This is a genomic window from Campylobacter concisus, assembly GCF_003048905.1.
Taxonomy (GTDB): domain Bacteria; phylum Campylobacterota; class Campylobacteria; order Campylobacterales; family Campylobacteraceae; genus Campylobacter_A; species Campylobacter_A concisus_V.
Genome location: NZ_PIRO01000008.1, coordinates 1 through 26,839, shown reverse-complemented (window position 1 = coordinate 26,839; position 26,839 = coordinate 1). Strand labels below are relative to the sequence as shown.

At 33.8% G+C, this 26,839-nt stretch carries 24 protein-coding genes; all 24 read right to left on the bottom strand.

All coding sequences use genetic code 11. The annotated features are described in order from the left end of the window. Positions 1–11: 11 nt before the first annotated feature. The 24 genes from CVS95_RS09360 to CVS95_RS09240 all read right to left on the bottom strand — a co-directional run bounded on the left by CVS95_RS09360 (position 12) and on the right by CVS95_RS09240 (position 26,735). Complete coding sequence (locus tag CVS95_RS09360; protein ID WP_159071269.1) at positions 12–6,476, bottom strand: SNF2-related protein; 6,465 nt, start codon at positions 6,474–6,476, stop codon at positions 12–14. 97 nt (positions 6,477–6,573) lie between these two features. Beyond that, positions 6,574–7,050 (bottom strand): lytic transglycosylase domain-containing protein, encoded by a 477-nt coding sequence (locus tag CVS95_RS09350; RefSeq protein WP_181001678.1) that lies wholly within the window; start codon positions 7,048–7,050, stop codon positions 6,574–6,576. Position 7,051: 1 nt separating this feature from the next. Beyond that, positions 7,052–7,891, bottom strand: a complete 840-nt coding sequence (locus tag CVS95_RS09345) for a hypothetical protein (protein WP_107696420.1) — start codon at positions 7,889–7,891, stop codon at positions 7,052–7,054. A 4-nt stretch (positions 7,892–7,895) separates the two neighbouring features. After that, a complete protein-coding gene (locus tag CVS95_RS09340; protein WP_107696419.1) occupies positions 7,896–10,085 on the bottom strand; it encodes a DNA topoisomerase 3 in 2,190 nt (729 codons plus the stop codon). A 69-nt stretch (positions 10,086–10,154) separates the two neighbouring features. Beyond that, entirely contained in the window at positions 10,155–10,898 is a 744-nt protein-coding gene (locus CVS95_RS09335) for a hypothetical protein (protein WP_107696418.1), read from the bottom strand. Between the two features lie 26 nt (positions 10,899–10,924). Further along, on the bottom strand, positions 10,925–11,956 hold the full coding sequence (locus CVS95_RS09330) for a hypothetical protein (protein ID WP_103648642.1): 1,032 nt from the start codon (positions 11,954–11,956) through the stop codon (positions 10,925–10,927). Between the two features lie 16 nt (positions 11,957–11,972). Continuing rightward, positions 11,973–12,224: a TrbM/KikA/MpfK family conjugal transfer protein gene (locus CVS95_RS09325; RefSeq protein ID WP_107696417.1), complete on the bottom strand. Its 252-nt coding sequence runs from the start codon at positions 12,222–12,224 to the stop codon at positions 11,973–11,975. A gap of 2 nt (positions 12,225–12,226) precedes the next feature. Beyond that, positions 12,227–12,661 (bottom strand): cag pathogenicity island Cag12 family protein, encoded by a 435-nt coding sequence (locus CVS95_RS09320; RefSeq protein ID WP_199906353.1) that lies wholly within the window; start codon positions 12,659–12,661, stop codon positions 12,227–12,229. 1 nt (position 12,662) lies between these two features. Then, a complete protein-coding gene (locus tag CVS95_RS09315; RefSeq protein WP_107696415.1) occupies positions 12,663–14,666 on the bottom strand; it encodes a type IV secretory system conjugative DNA transfer family protein in 2,004 nt (667 codons plus the stop codon). Between the two features lie 15 nt (positions 14,667–14,681). Further along, complete coding sequence (locus tag CVS95_RS09310; protein ID WP_234400057.1) at positions 14,682–15,671, bottom strand: ATPase, T2SS/T4P/T4SS family; 990 nt, start codon at positions 15,669–15,671, stop codon at positions 14,682–14,684. Then, positions 15,661–16,938, bottom strand: a complete 1,278-nt coding sequence (gene virB10 / locus CVS95_RS09305) for a type IV secretion system protein VirB10 (protein WP_107696414.1) — start codon at positions 16,936–16,938, stop codon at positions 15,661–15,663. Before virB10 ends, CVS95_RS09310 begins: the two co-directional genes overlap by 11 nt. Next, a complete protein-coding gene (gene virB9 / locus CVS95_RS09300) occupies positions 16,925–17,869 on the bottom strand; it encodes a P-type conjugative transfer protein VirB9 (protein WP_103648637.1) in 945 nt (314 codons plus the stop codon). The genes virB10 and virB9 overlap by 14 nt, the downstream gene beginning before the upstream one ends. Positions 17,870–17,871: 2 nt before the next feature. Then, positions 17,872–18,549 carry a virB8 family protein gene (locus tag CVS95_RS09295; protein WP_107696413.1) on the bottom strand — a complete coding sequence of 226 codons (678 nt, stop codon included), beginning with the start codon at positions 18,547–18,549 and terminating at the stop codon, positions 17,872–17,874. A gap of 3 nt (positions 18,550–18,552) precedes the next feature. Then, a complete protein-coding gene (locus tag CVS95_RS09290) occupies positions 18,553–18,795 on the bottom strand; it encodes a hypothetical protein (RefSeq protein ID WP_103648635.1) in 243 nt (80 codons plus the stop codon). Next, the gene (locus CVS95_RS09285; protein WP_103648634.1) at positions 18,795–18,974 is read right to left on the bottom strand and encodes a hypothetical protein; all 180 of its coding nucleotides are present in this window, start codon (positions 18,972–18,974) and stop codon (positions 18,795–18,797) included. Before CVS95_RS09285 ends, CVS95_RS09290 begins: the two co-directional genes overlap by 1 nt. Beyond that, positions 18,971–19,969 (bottom strand): type IV secretion system protein, encoded by a 999-nt coding sequence (locus tag CVS95_RS09280; protein ID WP_103648633.1) that lies wholly within the window; start codon positions 19,967–19,969, stop codon positions 18,971–18,973. Before CVS95_RS09280 ends, CVS95_RS09285 begins: the two co-directional genes overlap by 4 nt. A 15-nt stretch (positions 19,970–19,984) precedes the next feature. Further along, the gene (locus tag CVS95_RS09275; RefSeq protein WP_107696412.1) at positions 19,985–20,746 is read right to left on the bottom strand and encodes a type IV secretion system protein; all 762 of its coding nucleotides are present in this window, start codon (positions 20,744–20,746) and stop codon (positions 19,985–19,987) included. Beyond that, positions 20,743–23,523 (bottom strand): VirB3 family type IV secretion system protein, encoded by a 2,781-nt coding sequence (locus CVS95_RS09270; protein ID WP_107696432.1) that lies wholly within the window; start codon positions 23,521–23,523, stop codon positions 20,743–20,745. Before CVS95_RS09270 ends, CVS95_RS09275 begins: the two co-directional genes overlap by 4 nt. Positions 23,524–23,537: 14 nt before the next feature. Then, positions 23,538–23,849 carry a TrbC/VirB2 family protein gene (locus CVS95_RS09265; RefSeq protein ID WP_103648631.1) on the bottom strand — a complete coding sequence of 104 codons (312 nt, stop codon included), beginning with the start codon at positions 23,847–23,849 and terminating at the stop codon, positions 23,538–23,540. A gap of 463 nt (positions 23,850–24,312) precedes the next feature. Further along, entirely contained in the window at positions 24,313–24,591 is a 279-nt protein-coding gene (locus tag CVS95_RS09260) for an EexN family lipoprotein (RefSeq protein ID WP_103648630.1), read from the bottom strand. 80 nt (positions 24,592–24,671) lie between these two features. Continuing rightward, positions 24,672–24,929: a hypothetical protein gene (locus CVS95_RS09255; protein ID WP_103648629.1), complete on the bottom strand. Its 258-nt coding sequence runs from the start codon at positions 24,927–24,929 to the stop codon at positions 24,672–24,674. 45 nt (positions 24,930–24,974) lie between these two features. After that, positions 24,975–25,379 (bottom strand): hypothetical protein, encoded by a 405-nt coding sequence (locus CVS95_RS09250; RefSeq protein ID WP_107696411.1) that lies wholly within the window; start codon positions 25,377–25,379, stop codon positions 24,975–24,977. A 9-nt stretch (positions 25,380–25,388) separates the two neighbouring features. Next, positions 25,389–25,586 (bottom strand): hypothetical protein, encoded by a 198-nt coding sequence (locus CVS95_RS09245; RefSeq protein WP_107696410.1) that lies wholly within the window; start codon positions 25,584–25,586, stop codon positions 25,389–25,391. A 120-nt stretch (positions 25,587–25,706) separates the two neighbouring features. Beyond that, the gene (locus CVS95_RS09240; protein WP_107696409.1) at positions 25,707–26,735 is read right to left on the bottom strand and encodes a replication initiation protein; all 1,029 of its coding nucleotides are present in this window, start codon (positions 26,733–26,735) and stop codon (positions 25,707–25,709) included. Positions 26,736–26,839: the final 104 nt, after the last annotated feature.

The window sequence follows — 26,839 nt, the reverse complement described above, 5'->3', positions numbered from 1 at the left end:
TATAAAAAACACTAAGATAACTCTTTGCCACTATTTGCAACAATATTTGCTTGACTGCCAGCTTCTAAGCCGCCTTGCTGCTGAGTATTCTGCTTCTTGGCTCGTTTGGCTTCATCAATAATTTTTAATGCCCTGCTTTCAAATTTGCTTTCATAGGTCTTGTCTTTTTTCTTTCGCTCGAGTTCATTTAGGACGATATTTTTTTCACTCTTTAACAGCTCAATAAGATCATTTTTAGGATAGTTTTGCTGCTCAGATAAAAACGATTTTAGATCTACTAAGTTTGATTTGGCTTCATCAAGATCTTTTTGCTCTTTAGAGATAAATTTATCCATATTATCAAAGTAGTTATTCATCCTTACAAAAAATCCATGTAATCCGACCTGGTCTTTTAAATCCTGCCTTGTGCCGTTCATAGCTGAGTTATAATACATATTCTCAGGTGCTAGTATCTCGCCACTTTCTTTGTTTGTTAGCTCAAAAGTTATACTATTATTTAAGCTGCTATAATATCCACTTACAACAAAACCCTTATACTCGCATACGTCATAGCTTTTCTTTGGTGTTTGAAACATCAAATTTATAGTTGCTTGAAATTGATCTTTCATCTTGTTTTGGATTTCTTGAGTATCCTTTGCAGCACTAGCTTTTGGAATAAAGAATTCTTGCTTAGATACTTCATGATTATAAAGATTTGTAGAAAACATGGCACATCTTAGCCCATCGCTACTCTCAAATTTGCCGACATATTCTTTTGTTTTGGTAAACAAGTTTATTCTTTTATTAGAAAATTCTATCATCTTTTCTAAATTGTGCATTTCGGCTTCTTTTTGCTGGAAGTCTTGAATATATGCCTTTTTCTCTCTTTCTAACCTTTCAAGCTCATTATTTATCTTGAAATTTGTTAGTATTAACGGATTGCCACTAGCAATAGCCTTAAGCTCCTCGTAGTTAACTACCTCCTCCTCAAATCCGCTTATATGGTTCTCATCTACAACGCACTTTCTAAATTTGGTAATGCTCTCCGCCTTTTGCTTTACTGTTTGCAACGAGGTTTCATCATAGGTGTTCAAAGTAACGTAATAATTTACATCTACCTCAAATTTGTCCCCATATTTTTTAAGTAGTTCATTACCTTGTCTTATGACACGACCATTTCTTTGTGTTAAATCGCTAGGCTTCCAAGGTATATCAAGATGGTGTATGGCAGTTACTCTCTCTTGCACGTTCGTTCCTGCTCCCATCTTGCCAGTAGATCCTATCAAAACTCGAATTTCACCACGATTTACCTTGTCAAATAGCTCATATTTTTGTTTGTCCGTTGTCGCATCATGGATAAAGGCTATCTCGTTTTGTGGTATTCCATTTTTTACAAGCTTTCTAAGCAAATCACCATATAAGAAAAATCTATTATCATTGCTATCTCTATCAGTTTCAGATATAAAATCGCTATTAATATCTTTACCTTGCTCGATAGCATCATTGATATTAATAAATTCTTCTTGCTTTGTAGGACTTACCTCTTGTTCTGCTGCCTTTTGTTCATCTATTACTATATTTTGGGATTGTTGAGATGGTGACTTCGGCGTTCCCATATCTAAAAAGACAAGCTGAGTGCCTTTGTCATCATTCCATTTTTCATAAGTGTTTATGATATTTTCTACTGCTTTATTGATTTTTGAATTTGGATCATCTTCGGCAAAAGGATCTATCAGCCTATAATCCAAAGCACAATATTTAGCATCATTTGTTACTTTTAAATGGTTATCAATTCTAGGATCATCTGGCATATTTTCAAGCCTATAAATAATAGATCCCTCATTAAATTGTCCATTTTCTTGCTCTACGCCGATATACTCTTTTTGCAGGTCACTTGCTGGACTTTTAGTATGTTTAATATTTACGTTAGGGACAAAGTTGCTGCCAAGCTCCTTTTTTATATCATCGTTGGTTATGACGTCGGCAAAATCAAGATAAGATCCGCCAAGTGTATTTAAATTTTTGAAGCCAGTAAATCTAGTCACAATTTTATAGTCGCCTGCGACAGCACCAGTTTCATAAACTCTATCGATATCTGCGTATGTTTTAGCCCAGGCATCAAAAGAGTCAATGCCTTGATCTTTTAGTGCATTTGGGGCAAGATATCGCTCTATTAAATAAAGCTCTACCAAGCTATTGCTAACTGGTGTTCCAGTTAAAAACATAATTTTAGCATTGTCTTGGTTATGCAAATAGGTTGTTTTTGAATACATATCCATTGCTCTATCAGAGCCACTTTGAGTTCCTAAGCCTTTAACGTTCTCAAGCTTGGTAGAGTATCTCAAATTTTTATACATATGGCTTTCGTCGACTATTAAATAATCAACGCCTAAGTCAGAAAAATCAAGCGTTGTGACATTCTTGTTTTGATCCTCTAAAATCTTAGTCACATTGTCCTTTAAAGATTTTAGCTGTGTTTCCATACGCTTGACCGACGGACTTTTTCTATATCCGCTGCTATTTTCTTCCCTAATAGCAATTGCTTGCTCCAGCTCAGCTATCATATGATCAAGCACTTCTTTTTGGCTTTCAGCTGGGGCAGGGATCTCTTTAAATTGTGTTTGTTTCATAATAATGGCATCGTAGTTTCCATTAGCAATTTGGGCTAAGAATTCAGCCCTCTTGTCTTTGCTCATAGACTTATCTTCTGCCACCAGCAGCCTTGCTTCAGGGTAGGCGGTCAAAAATTCATTTGACCACTGACTAACCAAGTGATTTGGGACTACTACAAGGGGCTTATTAACTATACCAAGTTTTTTTTGCTCCATGATCGAGCAAATTGCAGTCAGAGTTTTACCTGCTCCCACTTCGTGATCGATCAGGGTAACTTTTTCATTGACTGCTCTAGCTACAGCGTCTTTTTGGTGCTTTCTTAGATGATATGCTTGATTTATGCCACTAATTTGTAGATAATCCCCATCGTAATGTTTTTTGGCATAGCAGTTAAACTTTTCATTGAAAATATTAGCTATCTCCGTTCTTCTAGCATAATCTTTCATTATCCACTCGTCAAACTCGTTTCTAATAAGATCAATCTTTCTAGTAACCTCTTGTGTAGCTACCATATCAAGCTCTTTTTCATACTCAGGATAGCCATTTTTATTCATTTTGATTGAGCCATCTAAGTTTAACTTTGGTCTATCAGTAGTCACGTAAATTTTTAAATACACGCCATTTAAGGCAGCTTGTGCTATCTCATATGGATCTTTATTTAGACGACTATTATCAGGATGATAATATGCATATTTCTTTTCAACCTTGAAATTAGTATTAGGATTTACAGATCCCTCAAAAACCCACTCAGCGTTTATTGACGAGCAAAATATATCCAACTTTGTATTTTGGTGTAGCTCAAATTTTTCTTTAAAAAATTCCTCATAGTATTTCATAGGTATCCACGAAACCCCAATTGTTGGGTTTATCTCACTAGCTGGTATATCTTTTGGCAATACGTCTTTTAGGCTTTCGACGTTGTTGTAAAATAGTGGCTCTGTCTTTGCCAGATCTTCGGCTTTTTTGTATTTCTCCTTAACATTGCCAGATAGATATTTTGGGGCAAATATGTATTCAGTATTGCCTTGTTCGTAAGCGTCAGGATCTATAAAAATTAATTTTTTATCCAATAGCTCCTTAGAAACATCGTGAGGATCTTTATTTAGATGATTTGCGATATAAGGTATGCTTATTTTTCCGTTGACGTTCATACTTGCATATAAACCATCTGCTGCATTATCAAATTCTATCTTAGGACGAGGTCTTAAAACTCTTTGCTTGAATACATCAGCCTTTTTAAATGAGTTTTTTCCGCCGTCTTTTTCTAAGCCTTTTATGTTGCTAAAATCTGCATCATCATTTAAAACGTTTGTAATATTTTTATTATTTAAATAGTTATTACTCTTAACAAAATCATCATAAATAGTATTTAGATCGTTTCTCTTGTTAATAAGTCTTTGATCGTTATCGTCTATATCTTGTTTTTCAAGAGCAAAAAGCTCTTTTCTACAATCTCTAAGCTTAATGTAATCCTTGGCTATCTTTGTTTCTTTAATACTAAAATTTAGTCTTCTAAAAACAGCCTCATCCTTTATTAGACTATTAGATTTCAAGTAAATTTCGTCACGAAAAATTAGATAGTTACCCACGAGCAGGCTATCAAAGTATTCTTTATTTTCTGAATACTCTTTATCAAATTTAGAGATTATTAGCTCATTTTCATCTACTGGAGCTGGCTCATGGTATTTATAAATATCGCTAGGGAGCTCGTTTTTAATAAAATTGTCTATTGCAGTTTCCAAATTTATATTCGGATTTGGCAGACAATTTAGCTCATATCCAAAACGACCGCTGGTAACCTCTAGGCGACCAAGAACATTTTGCGGATTATTTTTGAAATACTCATTAATGTGTATATCGTTATCATCTACATTTTTAAAGCTAGTAGTATTTACAAATTCTCTATTTAATCTATTATCTAAGCCTTTTTTGAAAAAAATAATATCGGTAACTACTTCGGTTTTTGCCTCGTTAGAAAACGCATTATTTGGCAGCCTAATTGCTCCTAAAAACGTATTATTGCTAGCTATTTTTTTTCTAACATTGTTATTTTTGGCATCCAAAAAGTTGTGAGTTATTACAAAACTAAGAATACCATCATCTTTTAAGTGCCTTAGTGCTTTTGCTGCGAAAAAATTGTGTATTGTATATCCGCAAAGATCTAAATCTTTGTTATCTGCGATCTTTGTTATATTTAGTCTATCATATGGAGGATTTCCAACTATTGCGTCATATTGCGTTTTTTCACTCAAATTTAGGTCTTCAAATCCATATTCATTACTATATACTTGTGCAGCAGGGTAGAGCAGGGTGAGAAATTTGTTTGTTTGATTTTCTATCTCAAGAGCATCAAATTTATAATTCCCTTTTATAGAGCAGCTGGCTAAAAACACTCCATTGCCAGCACTAGGCTCTAAAATTTTTTTGTCCTTATCAGGCTCAGCATTTATTCCCATATGATCTAGGGCTTTATACATGCTATCAACAATAAATTTAGGTGTAAAAAATGCTGTTGTAGTAGAGGCTCTTGCACTAGCATACTCATCTGGGCTAAGCAATTCTTTTAACTCTTTATATTCTTCTTGCCAATCCTCGTTTAGCTGGTTGAATGCTTCACTAATTCCACCCCAGCCGCTAAATTTACTTATAACATCTTGCTCTTGCCTTGTAATTGTAAAATTTCGATTATTTTCTAGTGCCTTTTCTCTTATAGTCCAAAGAGAATTTGCTAATTTAATTGCTTCTATGTTGTTTTTAAATTTTTCCTTTTTAGAGATTGAGCTTGTCTGAAAGCTATCTTCTAAAATAAAATCCTTATTTTCACCAGTTGATATAATATTGAGTGTTTGAGTAGTAATAGGCTCTATGTTTATATTTTGTGGCTGAGGAATAAAATTTGATTTTACCTCTTCTTTAACCTCCTCCTCATCAAAATCAAAAAGACTTCTAGCTCCATCATATTTGTTAGTAGAGCTAGTATCTTTTTTTAATGTCCTAGCAGTTTTTCTCTTATCTCTTTCATCGGATATCTCGCGTCGCTCAGATTGAGATATTCCTTGTAGATCGATAGTCCCCCCATTATCTTGTAAATTTCCAGATCCGTATTGCCCATCTCTCTTAATTTCTTCGCTTCGTCCTCGCAAAGAATATCCTTCTCCCAATACTCCTGCCTGTATAGAGCTATCGTTAGCTCCTCTAGTTTCTCCTCGTCCACTAGTCCTCTTGCTTGGATGTCGTCTATCATCCCCAAGTTCTCCAAAGCTGTCGTCCAGCGGTAAAGTATCGTTAGTCTGTGCATCCAGTCGCCTGATTGAATGTTCGAAGGTGCTGGATACGTTGATCTCATTATCTCTTGTTGCTCCACGTCCAGATGTTTCTCGATATAAGCTCTCATTCGATTGATCACTTCCTCGCTCGGCTCTATCGTATCGCAAGTCATCGCTCTCCAATTCACCCAGTCGTGATTGATTGTTATTAGTATATTGACTAACTCTTTTTTGATCTGCTCTATTTGCTCTTGATTGATCTCGTTGGATTGATTGATCTTGCTCTCCATATTCTTGATTATCAGATATAGATAATTTGAGAAGTTCATCTCCTCTTGTAATGGTGTCCACTCCATTTCCATCATATCCGTAAATCTCTTTTTGGTTATTAGCGGCCGATTGCCCTTTATCTTGTTCTGCGGATTTGATAGGATAAGGTTGTTCTTGGTATCCACGAAGTCCCAGATCTCGTTTATCGTTTCCTGAAAATTCTTCGGTGATAGTTCGTTGTAATGTGGATTTAGTATGTGAAACATTGTATTCTCCTATGTCAAATGTATTTGGATGGTCATCCCAAAGACTTCTTGCTTCGTATTTACTCTTTTTAGCACGTGCCATTTATTTCTCCGTAATTATAAAAGGAAATATATTAATATTAACTTAATATATTTTATATTAAATTAATAGAATAAATATCAATATAATACTTATTATATTATTTAACTAACACAAGCCTTTTCTTTTGTAAGGCTAATCGATTACTTTTTATATTGTTAATTACTCTAACATTGTATTTATTAATATCAACCTTGTTAAAACCGCTGTTATAACAATTCAAGCCTTGATATGTAAAGCCAAATTTCTTTATACAATTTGATAAAATTTTAGTCCCTACTGCTATATTGATCTTAGGATCATATAGATCCTCGAGTGAAATTTTTTGTGCCTCTAGCCACTCTTTGTGAGATGAGTTGATTTGCATTATCCCAATATCAAAAGAGCCATTTGTATTTACGTTAATTGCCCTGGGCTGAAAATCGCTTTCAGTCTTGGCAATTCCCCAAAGTAGCTCAGGGGGTATATTGTATTTTTTGCCATATTTCACAAAATAGCTATTATATATATGCTCTGAAGCTGGTAAAACTTCAGTTGAAAAAAAGCAAAGAAAAATAGCAATAAGAATTTTATTCAAATTAAAACCCTTTACCCAAACTTGTTGATTTGGTAATAGTTTTTTCTTTTGTTTCTGATTTTGGTATCTTTGCGATCCCTTTGGCAAATTCATCTTTTATAGCCTTGATTGCGTTTCCAGGAATTTTTGGCTTTTCTTTTGTGGTTGTAGTAGTTGCCTTTTCCTCTTCTTTTTCTGGTGCTTTAGCTTCTTGACCTTTTTCTTTTGGTTTTTCTTTATTAATGATATTCTCTTGAATATTATTAGCACGTTTGCCTATAACTCCATATGCAGCAGCAAAATTTCTAACAAAACTTGATACGTGCTCGTCCCCTATGCTTTCAGCAATGCCCTCTAGACTTCTTACTCCATTTTCTACGACATTATCAAGATCGACGCCGATTTTAAATTTGCCGTCTTTATCTTTTTTCATCAAATTACTAAAAGCTTTTTGGGTTTCTTCGGATATTTGATTTTCAACAATCTTATTAGAGCTAACATTGATGATTTTGTTTAGGTCTGCATTTTTAAAAAGGTATCTACCCATCTCAACTTTTGGAATATCAATTTTCTCGCCATTTGATGTAAGCATTTCAAATCTGATTGATGATTTTGGCATCTCGTTTCTATTGATAGCCTTTTTTAGTATAAGCTCGTCTGCTTCGTGTAACGTCTGGAGTGCGAATATAGCCTTATCTCCAGCCAAAACATTATTAGTTATTCCGCTTTTATCTAAAAATTGCTTTACTTCACTATCAAAATCACTATTAAGCGAAATTTTAATAGTAAAATCAACATTGCTTTTTTGCTGTCTTTTTGGAGATACTTTCTCTTCTGCTTCTGTCGTAATTGTTTCTTCCATTATATTATCCTTTTATAATTTTTGGTTTGCCATTATCATCATAAAACATTGCTTTGCAGCCGTTTTTCCACTCACTACATCCCCACCAATACGTGCCTTTTTGGTTTTTCTTGCGTTCAAGTATGCCTTTTTTACAAAAAGGACAAGTAATGCCACCGCTTGCAGCAGTTTTTTCAAATTGTGGTTTGCCTTTTACGTCAGGATACATTTCCTTGCAGCCATTTTTCCACTCGCTACATCCCCAAAAAAAGCCTTTTGTCTTTGTGCTTTGTCTGCGTTGCAAATATCCTTTACCACACTTGCAAGGGTAAGTCTTATCTATGCTGTTTGAGTTAAAATTTGAAATATTTTGATTTGACGTAATGCTAGCGATCTCGGTTTTAATTGTTTCGATAACTTGATTTAAAAATTCGTTTCTAGCTAGATTGCCACCTGAAATATCTTTTTGTTGTTCATACCATAGAGCGGTCATATCTGGAGATGAAAGTAGGGCAGGGACTAAATTTATAAGTTCTCTACCTTTTTGAGTAGATACTATACTTTTGCCATTTTCTGATATATACTCTCTATCGAATAAATTTTTAATATGATAGGATCTGGTTGCAGGAGTTCCTATCCCTCCGTTTTCGCCTTTTTTATCCTTATCTTTCTCTTTGAGAAGCCTTTTAATCCTCTCATCTTTTACATATTTACTAATTGAAGCTAGATCTTTTAAAAGAGTTGGCATTGTGTAGTATGGTTTAGCTCTTGTCTGCTTTTTATTTATTACTAGATCTATTACATCACAAATTCCATCTTTTAAAGTCGATAAATCAATACTATTTTTTACTTCATCATCATTACTCTCATTATTGTCATCATCATCGTTTTTATCATTAAAAAGAGAGAGATAGCCGATTTTCATAATTTTTCTTTTTGAGGCACTAAATTTATACTCAAATTTAGTTACCTCAAGCGTAGTTTGTAAATACTCCATCGGCTCATAAAATTGAGCAATAAAACGTTTGGCGATCAATTTATATACGTTTAACTCTTCTTTGCTCATCATATTTGCATCAACGACTGCTTGCGTAGGTATGATAGCAAAGTGAGCCGTGATAAATTGATCATTAAAAGCTATGCCTTTAATTCTTGTATCTGCATTATCTATTGCTGCGTTAAATTCATCATCTTTTAATGAAGCCCTAACGGCATTTAAGACATCTTGCGAGCTTTCCCACATATTTTCTGGTAGATATTCGCAATCTGACCTATTGTAAGTAATACATTTATATTTTTCTCTCAAATTTTGGGTAATTTGAAGCGTTTTGTCTGGCTTATAGCCAAATTTCTTTGAGCATTCGGCTTGAAGTTTTAAAAGATTATATGGTAAAGGCGGATTTTCTTTTTTGTTTTCATTGAAAACCTTTAAATCACATCTGCTACCATCAAGCTTTTCTTTTATGCTTTCGGCAACTTGTGGATCAATTATTCTTTCATCGCTCTTTAAATTTGCAAAGAATTTTTTATTGTCCGAGCTGAATTCTCCAGTGATAGTGTAATAAAAGCTACTTTTATGATTTTCATGCTCTAGATCTCTTGCAACAATAAGACCTAGTATAGGAGTTTGAACTCTGCCAACGCTTAAAACACCTTTATAGCCATTTTTTTGAGCCGTTGCAGTATAGGCACGTGTCAAATTTATCCCTAGTAGCCAGTCGGCATGTGATCTTGCAAAGCCACACTCACTCATACCTTTATAAGCTGAATTTGGCTTAATATCTTTAAAGGCTGCTTTAACGCCTTTGGGAGTTAGATCTTGCAACATAACACGCTCGATAGGTTTGTTTGTATTTGAATAGTTGATTATCTCATCTATCAAAATTTGACCCTCTTCGTCGGCATCTCCACAATTTACTATACTATTTATTCTATTATCTCTTATTAGATCACATATTAATTTGAGTTGCTTTTTTTTCTCTGAAATAGGCTTATACTTAAAATCAGTAATAATATATGGCAAGTCAGCTATATTCCAAGCTTTATACCTTTCATCGTAGTCTTCAGGCATAAAAAGCTCCAAAATATGACCAAATGCCCAAGTAAGCACATATTCACCCTTAGTAAGATAGCCATCAAATGTTTTTAAATTTCCATCTATGCCGTCGGCTATTGCTCGAGCTAAATCAGGTTTCTCAGCTAAAATCAACTTCATTTCTTTGGCAGCTCCATATTTTTTGATAAAATTTGAGCCTCTAAAAAGAGGCTCAACTAGGTATAGAGATTAGCGTTCTATATCTTTTTTTGTTTTCTTGGCGACGGAATTTTGAAGTTGTGCAGCTCCTATTCCGTTACCTCCATTCGTGGGAGTAATGCTATTTATCATTGCACCCTTACCAGCTACAAATGCTATTTCAACAAAAGACGATTTATGCTCTTTTATTGTATTAATAGTATTTGATAGCTCTGGGTATTTTGATAAGGTAGTGTCTTTTTTAGGAGTAAGTGTAAAGTCAGCACCTTTTTGGATATTTGAGTTAAATTTAGCAATTAACTCGCCGCTATTATTCTTATCAAAGCTATAACCGCCTTGTGGCATCTTAGTAGCGTAAAGTCTTTGAGCAGGCTGGATAACCTCGCCAGTCTTTTCATTGATTTTCTCTGGGCTAACTTCGATTGTAATCTTTCTAAAAGAATAACTAGATCCACTCTTGCCTATGCCTGAGTCAGTCCATACGTTAGCTTTCATAAAACTTTCTTGACCTTTTTCGTCAGTTCCTCTTATGTCAATACCAATTTTATTTTTGTCTTTTTCACCAACAGTAGCACTGATAAAATTTCCGATATCACTAATCTTTTTTAATATTGCTCTTGCATTAACGTCTTGATTTTGACCTTTGTCATCTATATATGGCTTCATTTCGCCAAAACCAGTAACAATTCCGCTTTCGCCGTGTTGATTAGTGTAATCGCCTGCACTTACGTATAGCTTTGAAGTTTTTGCTTCTTGAGTGTTTTCGTTTGTCATCTTATATCCTTTTAAATTTTGTCATCTTATTTATCTATAATAATGTATGTTTTGTCATCCTTTTTTAGGTATCTGGCGTTTTTAGGAAGTTCAAATTTAACTTCTTTATTCGTTTGTTCTACGCCAATATCGCCTAATTGTTTAAGGATAGCTCCTTGCGTGCTAATTTCATTTGATAATGAAAGTGTGAAAAAAGCAAGCCCACCACAACCAAGTGCCAACAATAGGCTAATTATGCTTAACCATTTAGATCCTCCTTTGTAAAATTTCAATCTTTCACTCATCGATTTATCATAAGAGTTAAAAAGATCTTTCATTTTTTGTGTTATTCCGTCAGTCTTTTCTATAAAGTTACTCAGCTTCTCTTGCTGATTTTTAGAAAGCTCATCAATAAAAGTAGAGTAAAACTGAAAGCTATGCTCGGTTTTTGCCTCAATTTGTTTATTGAAGTTGTCAAGCTCACTTATACGATCGTTTAACGCCCTTATCTTGCTTGACATATTTTGGGTTAAATTTAAGTCCTCAAAGTCTTGTTCAAATTTTTTAAAGCTTTGATATACTGAATTTAAGAGGGCGTTATGATTTGTAAGTTCAAAAATTTCTTTGCTAGGCGGATTTGTAAAGAAGCTGATAAGGGCTTTGAAATAATCTCTTAGCTCGTCCCAGTTCTTTTCTATATCGTCTATGGCCGACAATGTTGTTTTATTGTTTTCGACGTCGAGGCTCTCTTTGATGATTTTTCTTTTAACCTTATCCCTCTCGAGAATATTATTAAAATTCTTTACACACTGAGAATAATCAAGTATTGCTGTTTTATGATCATCTTGAGTTAGCTTTATTCCTAGTATTTCTAAAGCCTTTTCAAAATTTAGCTCTTGCTCGCCAATGTTCTCTGAAGTTTTATTATTTTGTTCTCCAGCATCTCCAGCAAGTTCTGCTGAGCCGTTTTCTTTTTTTACTAGCTCAGTAGCTTTGCCAACTAGGTTGGCTTCGCTACTTTCTTGATTTTGCATTTCTTCAAAGATGATATTTGCTTGATTATATCTTTTGCCTGACATTTTCTTTCCTTATTGATTAATTCTCAACTGGACAAAGATTAAGAAAATTTTTGCGTTTTCTTGCAGTATCTTTAGATTTTTTAGCCTTTATTGAGTAGTATTTTTTCAATGCAGCATCGCACTCTTTAGGTTTATTTGGGCTTTTTAAGCATAGTAAAGCTTCGCAAGCCAGCTTTGTATCTCCAGTTAGCTCGTCTGTTTTTATACCGCTTGCATAAGCAGATCCGATAAACGCAACTAAGACCAAGAAAAGGGCAAATTTTTTCATCTTTATTTTCCTTTAGAGTAATTTTTTGAGAAAAACAAAACATTAACCTTATTCTTTGAAAGATTAATGCTGTCAACTGGGTGTATTTCAATCTCCGCTGTAACTTGATTATTCAAAAAATAGTCCTTATATTCTTGTGCAATGGCTTCATTGCCTATAATGACCATTTTTGCAGAGTTGTGTGCTAGAAAAAATGCCTTAACTGTTTGATCGTTTTCGATAAGACCTTTGCTGGTCTTTACAAAATACATGTTGTAGCTCCATTTGTTATTTTTCAAAAATGGATCTTTGCCAACGCCTTGTTGTGTTTCGACAACCAAGCCTTGATTTATTGTAGTGGCTGAGCCGCCATCAAGTTTTACTGGTTCTGGTGGTCTGCTGCATCCAACTACAACTAAGCCAAACAATACAATTTTTAAAAATTCTGTTGTTTTCAAATTAACTCCTTTGTTCATCTGATTGTAAATTTCTTTGGTATTTGTCTATTTCTTCATCACTAATTGCTTCGACGTCATCACCTAGGTTTCTCATTTTTTCTTCGTATTCCAAAGATATAGCCATAAATTCGTCTTCAAATTTTTCAAGTCTAGGTTTCATAACATTTTCATATATCCACTCTCTCGTGCTTTCTTCACTTTGAGTTGGGAGAGTAGTCCTTGTTTCGTTGTTTTGGACTGCTTTCATCAACTGCTCTTGACTTGGCAAGCCTTTAATTTTTGCAAGGCTAGGTGAAACTTGTTTAAATTTATCCATAAAGTATTTATCTTTGTAGTAAAACGCCTTTTCGCAAAATATAGGCTTGGCACTATCAATTAAGATAATCTCATTTTTAAAATTCATTGTTTTTAGCTCTTGTGCCATCATTAAAGGGGTGCTGGTGTCGCTCTCGCTTCCACCGCCACCTTTGCCTAAATTTCTGCTTCTATTCTTCACAGTAGTTGTTCCCAAATCCTCGCTTAGTTTTTTTGCATCCTCGTTAAGTTTTGGAGAATAATAAATTCGGCATGCGTGGTTTGCTAAAAGGGTTAAAGCCTCTTCTCTTCCATATCCCTCTGGTTTTGGTGTCATAAGTTGTGAGTCTGCTTGATATGCTATTAGACTTCTAAGATCATATCCTGCCATAAACGAAATAGCATTAGAATAAGTTGCTAGATATCCGCAAGCAGTAAATTCGTCCATCAATAAAAGGCAAGGGTGCTTTAGCTCGCTATTTGATTGCGGCAAGCCTTGCTGGACGTTTATAAGGATTAGCTGCTGCCAAAATATATTTAGAATTTGCTTTGCACTAGCTTTTTTGTCTGACGTGATGGCAATATATATTGTCATCTTTTTACGCCTTAGATCTCTAAAATCAAAGTCGTTTGCACTAGTGGCCAATCTCATATTATCGGCTCTAAAAGACGAAAGAGGAGAAATAAAGCTACCCATTGCAGAGCTTCTCTCATTATCGCTTTTTATCTCAAAAAAGGCATCAATTCTCTCTTTTGCTTTAGGGCAAACCATGTCAAAACTAACTAGAGTATTATATGTATCAGCAAAGTTATCTATAACTCTAACATCCCCATTACCCTCTTCAATTTTAAATTTTAAGCCCTCGCTTAGCCTTAAAATTCCATATAGTGAAAAGTCGCACTCCAGATTATGAGCTTCAAGAAAACTTAAGCCTCTAGGAGTGTTTAGTAAATCATTCATTAAATAGCAAAGTCCTATAAAAAGATCCTTTGCTTTGCCGTTAAAATAGTCTGTTACGCTTCCATCGCCTTTTAATGGATATAGAATATTACCAAAGTCGGTTAATTCAGCGTCAGCATTATCTCCGTCCATATCGATATAGAAAAGAGGGTTATATCTATGTGTGTTTTTTGAAAAAGGGTTAAAAACAAATACCTCTTGTCCTAAAACCTGCTCCCTATACTTTGATGTAAATTCATAGCACTCTTGTTTTATATCTTGCACGACACAAGAATTTGGATAGTCAAGTAAGTTTGGGATTATAATACCAACGCCTTTACCACTTCTTGTTGGAGCACCAAGAGCGACAAATTGTTGTCCACCATATCTTAATAGCTTGCCGTTATATTTGCCTATTATAATGCCATCGTTGTTTTTCTTAGGAAATAGTCCAAGTTTTCTTATATCGTTAGCATTTGCAAATTTAGCATCGCCATAAAGCTTTCTCTTTTTTGGTATATATGGAATTGCAAACGCCAAAGAAAAAGAGAGTATGGCAGCCAAAAGCAAAGCCAAATAGGCGTTTTTATAGCCATTAACTAGAGCAATGATAGTAAAATCTAGCGTAAAGAGCTTCATAAATTTATTCATCGCTCCATTTAGAGCGAACATTAAAACGGCTGTTAAAAAGTAAGTTAGAACAAGGGCAACTATTACCAAAGCAATAATTTGTGCTCTTTCTAATTCTACTTTTTGTTGCGGAGCTGCCATAGTCTTTTCCTAGCCTTATTTTTCTGAGGCATTAAAAAACATGCCGTCAGTATTTCTTTTAAATAAAACGCCGTCGTATTCGTATTCAGTAACTTGTCTTTTGCCGTTTTCTTTTTTAAAGATGATGATAACGTCGATCACTCTTTTGCAAATTTCAAGGATCAACTCTTTACCAGTGCTTCTTGCCTGCTCGTTTTGCATACTCATCATTACAAGGCGGTTATACGCACTTGTGACGTCGCCAGCGTGCAAGCTTGTCATTGAGCCGTTGTGCCCGCTTGAAATTACGTTAAGAAAATCATAGGTTTCGCCGCTTCTTAGCTCGGCAAGCAAAATTCTATCTGGCTTCATTCTCAAACAAGATTTTAAGAGAGAGGCAGAGTTGATTAAATCAGTGCTTTTTGCCTCGCTAGGGTAAAAAAGGGAAACTACATTGTCTTGGTGTGTAAAAACAAGCTCAGGCACGTCCTCGATAGTAATTACCCTTTCATTGTAGGGTATAAAATCAACTAATGTCTTCATAAAAGTTGTTTTACCACTACCAGTTTCGCCACATACAACTATATTTTTACCATTTTTGACCGCTTCTTTAAATTTCTCTGCAGTTTTTATATCCAAAGAGCCATTATCGATATAATTTTCAAGGGTGTATTTAACCTTTGATGGCTTTCTTATGGTGACTGAAATTCTACCTTTTGGCATAACTGGAGGGACAAGAATTTGCACTCTCTCTCCAGTTGGTAATACACAAGATAAGATAGGCTTTTTATCGTCTATTGTGTCTTCTTTGTAGCTAGCACAAGTTTGGGCAAAGGCATAAATTTTCTTAAAATCTATATCGTTTCTTGTAAAAGTTATCCATTCGCCTCTAACGTTTTCACAAAAAACCTTATCGTCGCCGTTGTAGCAAATTTCGTTGATTTCATCGTTTGACAAATACTCACCAAAATATTTTTCGGCATACTGAGTTAAAATATGCCCATCGCCCATAACGTTAGCGTGCATTTCTTTTCCTTTTTACGTTAAGCTTATAGACTTTTGAAAAGTCAATATCTCTATTAACATAAACGCCGACGATATCGCCATGATTTTTATAAAGTGTTGGCTGGATATTGATAAATTTTTCAAGAGCTGTGTTTGCCATTTGCATTGTCGTTTCTCTCGTGTTATCAACATAGTTAATATTGTTATTATTTCTCGTCCCACTGCCGCCATTTAGTGCAACATTTGCAGCATCATCTATGATACTAAGCAAAATTGCAGAGCCAAATCTTTCAAGCCAGTGGTGATCGACATATCCTGGTATTCCAGATCCGCCAAGTTCATCGCTTGCACCGCTGCTTACTGGGATAATAATATTGTTAGGAGTTCTAATCTCACTCCAGACTACAAAAATTCTATCCATACCATCATTCATTTGGCCGCTATTGAAAAAGCCAGTGATCTTTGATCCTTTTTCAATTAGAAGCGTTGTGCCATTTGTAGAATAGATATTCTCGCTCACAGTGCAAGAAATTCCACCTTTGATTGTTGAAACTAACCTTGTATCAAGCGAGCAGCCAATATATGTTCCTTTTGATAAATACAAATTTGGATCAAAGCTACCAACTTTTGCACTCTTAGGAGTGAATACTCCAGCGGTTTCATACTCAGAATTATCACTTCCATTATCGTTGTTGTTAGCATTATCTGAAAAATCTTTTGGCGGTTCGCCATTTCTTCTTATGAAGTTTCCATTGCTATCAAAAACATATTCGCCACTAACAGTTTTTACAACTCTTTCCCCATTCTCATTCACTTCTGAATTTCTGACACCTGCAGACGAGTCACCGCTATTTGCAGAGGCATTTGATACTAGTAGAGATGAAGTGCTTTTATAAACTCTTGGCTTATAATCCATAACTACTTGTTTTTTGGCTTCTGGTTTTGCAACAAAAGGATCACTTTTTGGTGCTTCTTCCTTATTAGCAGTAAAATTTCTATCTGCAAGGACTAGCTCTTTAATCTTTTGAGCTTCTTCCTTTATTGAAAAATCGCCTTTTTGCACGTTCGTTCCAACTGCAATTTTTTGTTTTTCATCTTGCTCATCGTGGTTTTTAAAGTTACCAATAAGAGCTACTAGACCTAAAACGAGGGCAACAGCAGCAAAGGCGACAACTCCAAATGCTTGAAGTTTTCTTGTCTTTAATCTCTCGTCTTCAAGCTCAGTATCATCAATGATATCTTTAAATTCCTCTTGCTCAGAAATGCTTTTTTTATTATTTGCTGCCATTGTCCAAGATCTCTCTTTCTATGTTTTGTTTTGTAGTGTCGTAAGTCTTAGAAAGTGGATTTTTGCCATAGCTATTATTCATAATACCAACAAGCTTGTCGCCACTTCTTAGCAGTAGTTTTTGTGCTATCTTATGCACCACCAAAACATCGTAATTGCCATCTTTTTTTAAGTGAGTATTTAAAATGCTCTCTTTATTAGCCTCGTCAAATAAGAAAATACTAGGGATTGTCTTCGTAGAATTAAAGCCAATATATGTAAATACGCCGTCGTCATAAACAAAATCAGGAGCTATTGTATCGCTGCCTTTATTGACGTGCATCATAAAATCCCAGTTTCTAGGGACATTGACTTTATCTACCTCAGTATCTAGCTCTTTTTTCTCGTCAATTTGTTTTTTGGCTAGCTCAAGAGCTTGTTTTTTGTTTTGTTCTTTGAGTTTTTCATCTAGTGGATAGTTAAATTTAACCCTATAATTGATATTTTCCTCGTCAAGTCTTAAGTCAAATATATAAATTTTATTTGTAGTGGTAACAATAAGGTTTGTATTCCATTCTTTAGCATTTGGCTGGATCACTGAGGGCATTTGAAAATCTATCTCATCGCCGTTGCTATCAGTCATTGTTTTTGGAGCGTTTTGCTCAGACTCATTTATTACGTATGCCTTTGGCTTGATAAATAAGAAATTTTCCTTATCTACGATTTCCCAGCCACTTGAAAAGCCAGTTGCGATATTGACTATTCTTTCATTATCAGCAAATTGAAGCATCGATACATAGCCGTTTTTACATTTTACAAGAAAAACATCATCAGCATTATATGTAGCATAAGATACTCTTCTGTCAAATTTTGAACTTGACGGAGTATTTAGAGCAGATAGGCTACTTGTTAATAGTGCTAAAGATAAGGCTGTTAATACAATCGATCTCATCTTTATCTCCTTATTTCATCATCAATTCTATATGTTAATACTTTAAAGCCAAGAGGATTTTCTATTCTCTCTTCTTCGCTCATTTGCATTTTTGTATCATAAGCATATGAAAGAGTGGCTACCTTTGTTTTCACTTCGCTTTGCATAGAGGCTTCATCTTTTACAATTTTCTTTAAATTCTCATTAAAGCGAATTGTTGCCATTTTTGTTCCTGCTCTTTCACTTAAAACAACCGAAAGTATTTGAATTTCAACTTTATAGGTGTCTTTTAGCTGCTCATGTCTTGCAAATTTGCCATTATAAATGGCTGTATAGTCTTTTGCTACCTCAGGTGAGCTATAAATTTGTGTAAGCTCATAATCATGCTGCAATAGATCAAAATAATATCCCTCTCTAATTTTGATATAGTTTGAAACAAAGTATTTGTCTATTGCCTCATTTTGGGAGACGTCCTCTTCTTTTAATGATGTTATGATATCTACCATTCCAGTTTGATTATCAACTCTTATCACGTATGGCACAGCTTCTTTTAAAGGGGTAAGCAATGTGACCGCCAAAATTGACATAAAAGTGATAATTACACTTACAAAAGCAACTAACCAAGCCCTTCTATTTGATTTTTCAATCAAATACCTAAAGCTTGCTTCATAAGTTATAGCTTCATTGTCTTCTTTTTTCATTGCCTATTCCTTTCTAAAAAATTCAAGCCATGCTCGAATTTTGTCCTTTTCGTAAAATATATTTCTAGATATTGCTATATATGGCAGTCTTGGAATACTTTTATCAAAGTATTTATCCCTGCTAGCGTCTTCTAACCTATATTTCTTTTGAAGCTCAATACTTATTCCAAATTCGCTCTCAAGCTCCTCTGGAGTAATATATTCCTCAAATATTTTTTCTCTTCTATCTTCTTTTTTCTTAGCCATTAGATCGCCTTTTTAAAATTTGTGCTGTTTGCTTGATTGTTTGCTGGCTGCCATTCATTGCTATCAAAAAGCTCTTCCCAAGTTGCTGCTGTCTTAGCAGTGCTTAGGTTATTTGTTTTACTTGCAGCGCAACCACTTAGAAGTGCCAATAAAGCAAAAAGAAAAATCAAATTTTTCATTGTTCTTTACCTCTTTTAAATCTTTCTATAAGTTTTTTGCTACCCTGGTATGCTTTGCTTGCACCCCATTTTGAGCCTCTAAAGCCGTATTTTGCTCCAAATCTTGTTGCAAGTGCTCCAATGCCAGCTCCACCAGCTATTGTAGATCCAACACTTAATGCAGCGTTATTTACTGTGCTTTCTATTGAAGTTCCAACTATTTTTTCAACCAAATTCACAATTATCTTTACAAATGCTGCTATCATACCTCCAGTAAAAAGAGCAAGAAAAGCTATCATAAAGTAATTTTCATTTTTTGCAAATAATTCATCTACTTCTTTAAAATAAATATTATGAACAAAAGTAAAAATACCTAACCCAAAAGCATTTAAAAGAACCAGTGTTAAGCAAGACGATAACATTAACCCCCACCAATTTTTAAATGTATCTTTCAAGAAATTCCCAAATATTAAACTCATCAGTGCCAAAGGAGTTAATGCTAGTAAAAAAACAAAGCCTATATAGTTTAAGATATAACTTCTAAATGGATAAAAACATCCTGCAAGAGTGCCAAGCATTACAATTATTATCATTAACCCAATGTAAAGAACTTCATACCAAGACCCATCTTGTGCCATTTGTTTTGTAAAATCAACCGATTTATTAAAATAATCCTGAAGATATTGAATAAAATCCCATTGATTTCCAATTTTTAACTCATGAAACTCTTTTAAAGCTGCACTAATTAAATTTAGCCACTCTGTTGGAAAGAAACAAACTAATATAAAAACAAATCTCACAAAGGCATCCCAAGCAAAATCTTTGATATTATCTTGATTTCTTCCCCAAAGAATTTGATATCCCCTATATATGATCCAGCAAGTTAAGTAAATTCCGACAAAGTTTGTAAATATCTTTACTAAACTAAGAATAGGACCATTAAAAGCATCCTGCCTTGTTACGAAAGTATCATAAAAAGTATGATATGCTCTTATGAAAAAACCATCAGTTGGCATATTACTAGCACCTTTCTATCTATAATCCCAATTACTTTGGCTCTTCAAGATCGCAGATTTTCTTTGTAAATCCGATTGCTCTTGTCTTAATCTCCTAGTGTCTTTATAGGTATCAAATTGAATTTTCTGAGCATTCATAAGAGCCACTTGTGATTGAATTTGATTGTTTAGATCAGAGCTTTCTTTAATGTCTTTAGACTTTTCAAGTTTTTTGCTAAGCTTGTTTAAATTTTTCAGGTGTTTGTCCATATTTTTTGACATTTCACTATAAACTTCCATATCTTGCATAGGTTCAGCATAAGTTATCATGCAAGCATTTCTCTTAGCTTTTTCGGTTTCTGCTATCGCTTTGCAAGGGTTATATTCATAGTGATTGTCAATGATATCCATAAAATTTTTAATAAAATCAGCCTTACTAAAACCTTTTATATCCTTTGTCATCTCTATCGCATCTGTAATTGACATTCCAAGCTTATTTACGCTGCCATAAAGCTCTTTAACATCTTCAAGATAAGACGCAACATCTCTTATGCCAGTCTGGCTAGCAAGTTGTTTTGCATAGGCGTTTAGCTGTTCTTTGTAATGTGCAGCGGTATCAGCCCAGCGTTTAGCCTCTTCAGCCCAGGTTTTGGCTTGTTTTAAAACATCTTCAATGTGGTTGATTTGGCTTTGACTTATTTGAGCACCATCAACAACTGGTATTCCAGAGGCAGAGAGAGTTGAAATGCTTAGCATTAGTGCTGCAACGCAAGCTAAAGACATTTGTTTGATTTTCATTTTTGCTCCTTTGTGTATATCTTTTTTAAATCTGCAAGTTTTTCATCATAGCTCAGATCTGAGTAAATGATATTTTCTATTTTTTCTACGTTTGCTGAAGCTGTCGATAGAATTCCTAAGTGTGCTTTGCCAAGAGATGAAAGGTCTAAGCCAGCTATTGTTCTATCTCCATCTACGTTACCTTTTCTAACTAAAAACTGCCTATTAGAAGTAGGAGTTGTTTTAACAAACTCATATTCCTCTTTAGTGACCTTTAAAATTTCCACATAATCTTTCTCATTCGCTTTTGGATTTGATAAGAGTAACGTTGTAGGAGATTGCTCTATAATTGCAGTTGCGATCGGTAATTTTGCAAAATCCTCTACCGATTGTGTTCCCATAACTATAAAGCCGTTTTGTTTTCTGATAGTTTTTAGCTTATTAAATACCTCGTTTGCTACTACTGGATTTAAAAGCCAGTTCCAAGCTTCATCAATAAAGAGAGCAAAACGTCTTCCGTCGGTTAGATCCATAACACGCCAAAGAATATAAAATGCTGTAACTGAGCTTATATCAGCATCGTTTAATAGGTCTGTTCCATCAATACCATAAACGTTGATATTTTCATCATCAAGTGTTAGAGTGTCATTTTCGTTATCAAACACATAGCCAAATTTTTGACCATAAGACCAAAGGCTAAGTCTAGATTTTAATGCATTGATCTCTTCATTTTTTTGTGTTAAGTGCTGCAATACCATTGAAATGCCATATTTTCTATCTTTTCTTTCAAAGTTTGTCATAACAGCTTCAATGGCAGTATTTAATGCCCTCTCTTCACTAACTAAAAGCTGCTCGCCATTTCTAGTAACTAGCATTTTAATAAGTGTTTGAAGTCTTGTAATGTTTTGCTCGGTCGCCTCTACTTGAAATGGATTAAATCCAGTTGGCTTTCCAAGATCAAGTGTAATGTATTTACCACCTATCGCAAAGATATTTGCAATGGCAGCCTTATCTTTGTCTAAATAAAAGAAACTTGCTCTTTTTTTATTCTCTGGAGTATTGCTTGGAAAACTATTCTTGTCAGCAAATTTGCAAAGCTGATTAAGTAAGAAACTCATCAATACTGTTTTACCAGATCCAGAATATCCTAAGACTAGAGTATTTGCAAGTCTTGTAATCTCATTAGAAAAATCATCATCTTTATTTGTTTCGTGAAAATTGAAATAATATGGCTGCTTATTTGGGGTTTTAAAAATAGTTACTGCCTCTCCCCATTGATTTTTATCTCTTTTGCCCTTTACAAAATTATGAAAAGAAACAAAAGATGAAAAATTTAGTGAAGTTATCGTATAAATTCTAGGTCTAATGCTAAGGTTTGTAATAAATTGAGAAAAATACGTTGCAGGTAGCGCAATACCAGCTAAGCTTGTCAAAAATCCAGCATTTGCCAATACGGCCATAGCCCTATTACTTTTTTTCTCAACATCCTCAACGCTATCGCCATAGATCACTAAAGAGAAATGATAGCTGCCAAATATTAGATTTCCACCTATTAAGTTGTCAAGTGCGTCATCAATATCTTCAATCTGACTAATAGCATCATCTTCTGCCGAATTTAGCCTTTTTCTTTGCATATCTATTTCGTATTTTGCTTTTGATTTTGGTAAAGGAACAAAACTTTGAGTAATTGTATAGTCGATATCTTCATACATAAGCTGGTCTAATATACCAGTCCAAGAGTGATTTGGATAGTCTTTTATCTCAACTGCTTTTGCAAAACGATTTGATCCGTCGTTAAATTTTAAATGCATTGTTGAGCTGCCAAAAGATATAAAAGAGATATCGCCATTTAAATACTCATATAGTGGGGAGTTGGTAGCTCTTACTTTTTGAAATTTACCAGATATCAAGAAATTATAAAACTCTAATTGTGATGAATATACATTACCATCAACTTCATATTTACCAAGCCTTTTTGCGTTAAAGTCAGATAAATTTGTATCAATGGTTACGCAGTAGTTTTTAAACGTCCTTATATAATCATTCATCTCTTTTATGCGTTTATCTAAGCTATCTTTTTTAAATGATGAGCGAAGTGCAGCTTTATTGATAGGCGAAAAAACTGCCGTAAAATAATAGGTGTTTTGCTTTAACTCCTTTTTATTGAAGCCGTTATAGTATGCTCTATCTTGCTCTTGTAAAAACTCATTGCTAAATTTTAAGTCGTTGAAGCTATCCTCAATGCTATATCTTGCACTATGAACATAAAAAGATACTTGTTTGCTGTCAAATTGTCTAAGCAGCATATTGATCTTTTGTTTGTTAAATTCTAGCATTTCATCATCTTCAACTTCAAATGCTATGCCATCAACTGCCCATGTAGCTAATATGTCGAAATTTTTAGTTATCACAAAATTATCTACAAGGCTATCGTAAGGGATCATATCCTTAAAATTTGGGACTGAGTTTAATGGAATAATACTAAGCTTTGGAGCATTAAAATTTAGTGGCACTTTGTCGTAAGAAGAGGTAATATATGTTTTTCTATCTCTAAAAAATTTTTTAGTGGCTGGGGTTTTCCAAAATTTCATCCCTAAAAAGAGCGTCCTAAAAATCAAGTCATCTTTTTTAGTAATTTCTCTCATTATGAATATTGTTGGAAATAATAGCCCTAAAAACAAAAAAGTAGTATAAAGCGACAATAGACATATTATACTACTTGCTGCAAAGAGAGGTATTATAGGAACACCAAAAACCATTGCTGGACGTGTTAGACCTTTATATATTACTTCTTCCATCTTATTACCCAATTCTATCCAAGTAGAATAGAAGCTATTGTTGAAGCAGAAGCAATTAATATTGCGCCAATGATAATTCTAGAACACTCTGGAATAGTTTGTCCACCAAAAATTACCTTATAGCCTACAACCAAGATTGCAACAGTTACTGTGGCAACAGCAAGGTATTTTAGCCACTCGGAAACCTTTGTAAGTAGCTTTTCTGCACTACCCAAGCCAGCACAATACGCTAGATCTGGGACGAAAACAAAAAAAGCTATGCAGGCAAAGCAAAGCAGATTGAGAGAGCTGGATTTAGATTTCTCTACAGGAGAATAACTCAACATAGAAAGTCCTTTCGCAAAAATAAAATATTAATCCATATTTGGATTACGGAGCGAATTATATTAAGTTATTTATTAAACGAATATTAGATAATGATAATATTGTTAAAAGTGCCTATTGAAAGGTTTTTTAAGCTAATTAAAAGTAAAAATGCATAATTTTAGCACTAAATATTACTTTTTTATTTTTTCACGCTATTTTTACTATTTTTTTATGATAAATTTTACTAATTTTTAAACTTAGTATTTTATAAATAAATGTATATTAGACATTATTTAACATCTAATATACATTTATTTTTATTGTTTGTCTTTAAAATATTTTATTAATATAGACCTATCAACATCTTTTAGCAGCCTTACCAAGGCTCGTCGATAGTTATCTTTTTTAGCTGTATTCCAACGCAATAAGGTATCGTATGGAATGCCAGTTATTTGTGAAAGCTCTTTGAGTGTCATAGTGACTTTACTTTACTTTTTGATAAACTTCATCTAACATTCCTTTTTGATCTAAGGCAATGCTTGCATTCTTGCAATTTTTAACTTTAATGCTATTGTAACCCTCATCTCTATAATGGTTATTTCTTACACAATCAGCATATGTCTTAATTGTTTCGTCAATATGATCTTTATAGTATTTAGCGGTTTTTGGCTCTTCAACTTTCTTTGTTTCCTCGCCGCCGCATCCAGATAAAACTCCAATCAATAAAGCAGAAAGTGCTACAACTAAAATTGATCTTTTCATATTTTCTCCTTTGTTTTATGTGATTATACATTAATTTCTATTATTTTACTATAAATTCTATTAATATAATTTATTTTTTATCATTTTACTATTATTTTACCATTGCCACTGAAAATAATTGTGCCATTAAGATCCTTTGCAATTTCATTTAGTTCTTGCAAAGTAACTGGATTAATAATTTCCATAGGGTATTTCCCAGTTTCTTGCTTTATTTTCTCTAACTCCTGGTTAGTGTGTATTAAAGGTGAAATCGTATACGTTCCATAGATTATTAGAATAAAAAATAGGATATAAATACCAATAGCCCAGCATAATTTTATATATTTATATTTTTCCATTTAATACCTTTATGCTGCCGTGAGGGGTAAAATCAATTTGTTCATCTATCTGTCTCCCAAAATTTCTTTTAAATTCTCAATGGTTTTTTGTTTTAATAAAAACTCTAGCAAATCATCGCCGCCAAAGAAGTAAGGATCTTCGTCTTCCTTTTCAAAATCAATTATAGACCTTTTTAGTTCATTAACAAGAGGATCTAGATCGTTATTGATGATCTCAAACACTGCTGAGCTATCGCCTGCTACTGATACTTTTATTGTAGAGTATCCATTTTCATCAATGCTAGACAATGGCTGAATTTTAACACAAAGACCATCTAAAAAGACTTTATTATTCTTGCTTACTGACAAATTATTGTCATAGGTAGAATTTGCCTCACTCCAGTAATCGTTTAGCACCTCGATTTGGTTCACGTCGAAGTTAATTTGTTCTGCTTGTGGCACTTTAAACATTATTTTCCTCTAGTTGTTTTGTTGTTTTAACTTATCTTCTTCAAATAGATAAGACAATAAAAAACCAAGACTACTGCAAACAAATAACATTAAAAATCCAGCAAACAAAGCGTTTTCTATACTATTTTTTATCATTACTTCCTCGCCAAACAACCATGTAAAAAACTCAGAAATTCTTAATTCTAATTCTTGATAACCTTTATACATAGATTTTTCCTTATTCAGTAACCTTTTAACTAATAAAAGTCCCAAAAAATTGGGACACTTTTGCCACTAAGACGTTAAAATTTGTTTTTTTCGTGGGACACTTTTTATTCATCAAAACTGCTAAATAAATTTTAATGCATTAATCATATGCTGTAAGGTTTCAAATTCAAAATCAAATATTTTACCATTTTCTTGGTTGATCGCTTTCGCATGAATTTTTTTATCATCGCCTTTCCAAACCTCTTGCAACTTACAAGAGTCGTAACCACCATCATATTTATTTTTCATGCTGAAATGCCTGCCAATATAAGGTGTTAGTTCTGTAACAATCTCACCAGTCAAATAATTTACTTTTGGAGCTTCCTCTGGCTCTGGTTCGGTATGTTTTTTTAGACTTTTTAAATTTTTAATCTGCTCACTAAGCTCGCTTCGATCTTTCTCAGGTGTAAAATAAAATTCGATGCCTATAACTTTGCCGCCACGACCACGACCGTTAGGATCTTTAATTTTTTTGTATGTTAAATTTTCAAAAATATTGCGATTATTATTAAATAAATCACGTTCTGCTGACAACTCTTTAATGCAAGGTTTCAAAATTCTAGCATCTATGTTATGTTGTGGATAGCCTTTTGGTATTTGCATGATTTCGCAAAATTCATCCCACTTATTTCTAAATAGTGTCACCACCCCACTATTTCTAAATTGTTTTAGAAGCCTATAAAGCGTTTTTGCATATTTTGAATTGATATTGACAAATTCCAATAACTCAAAACGTGTAAAACCAAGCTGATAATTTGTTATAAGCTCATAAAAGTCTTGTTGCGCTGTTATTTCTATGGTGTTTGTTTTATAATCAAACACTAGTTTTTCAAAGCACACAAAAGCATAAGCTTTCGTTGCTGTTGTATATTTGATATTATAGTTTAGTATTTTGTCAGATAGACTTTTAAACATTTCAAGCATCTTATTAGTGCTTTCTTTGGTATTACGTAAATCATTAAAAAAATCATATATATCAATTTTTACACTTCTATTATCTGCTAGTTTGGATAAGATCTTAACAACCATATCCATCTCTCGCTCGGTTAGTTTTGGCATAGGCAAAAAGTTAAAGTCGTTAGAATATTGAACGATTTCACGCACTGACATTTTTTAAATACTCCTATAGCTTTTATGTAGTTATTATATAAAAAATACATAAAAATATCAATAGTATTTTTAAGTAGTAAATTTGTAGTTTTAAAGTAGAAAAT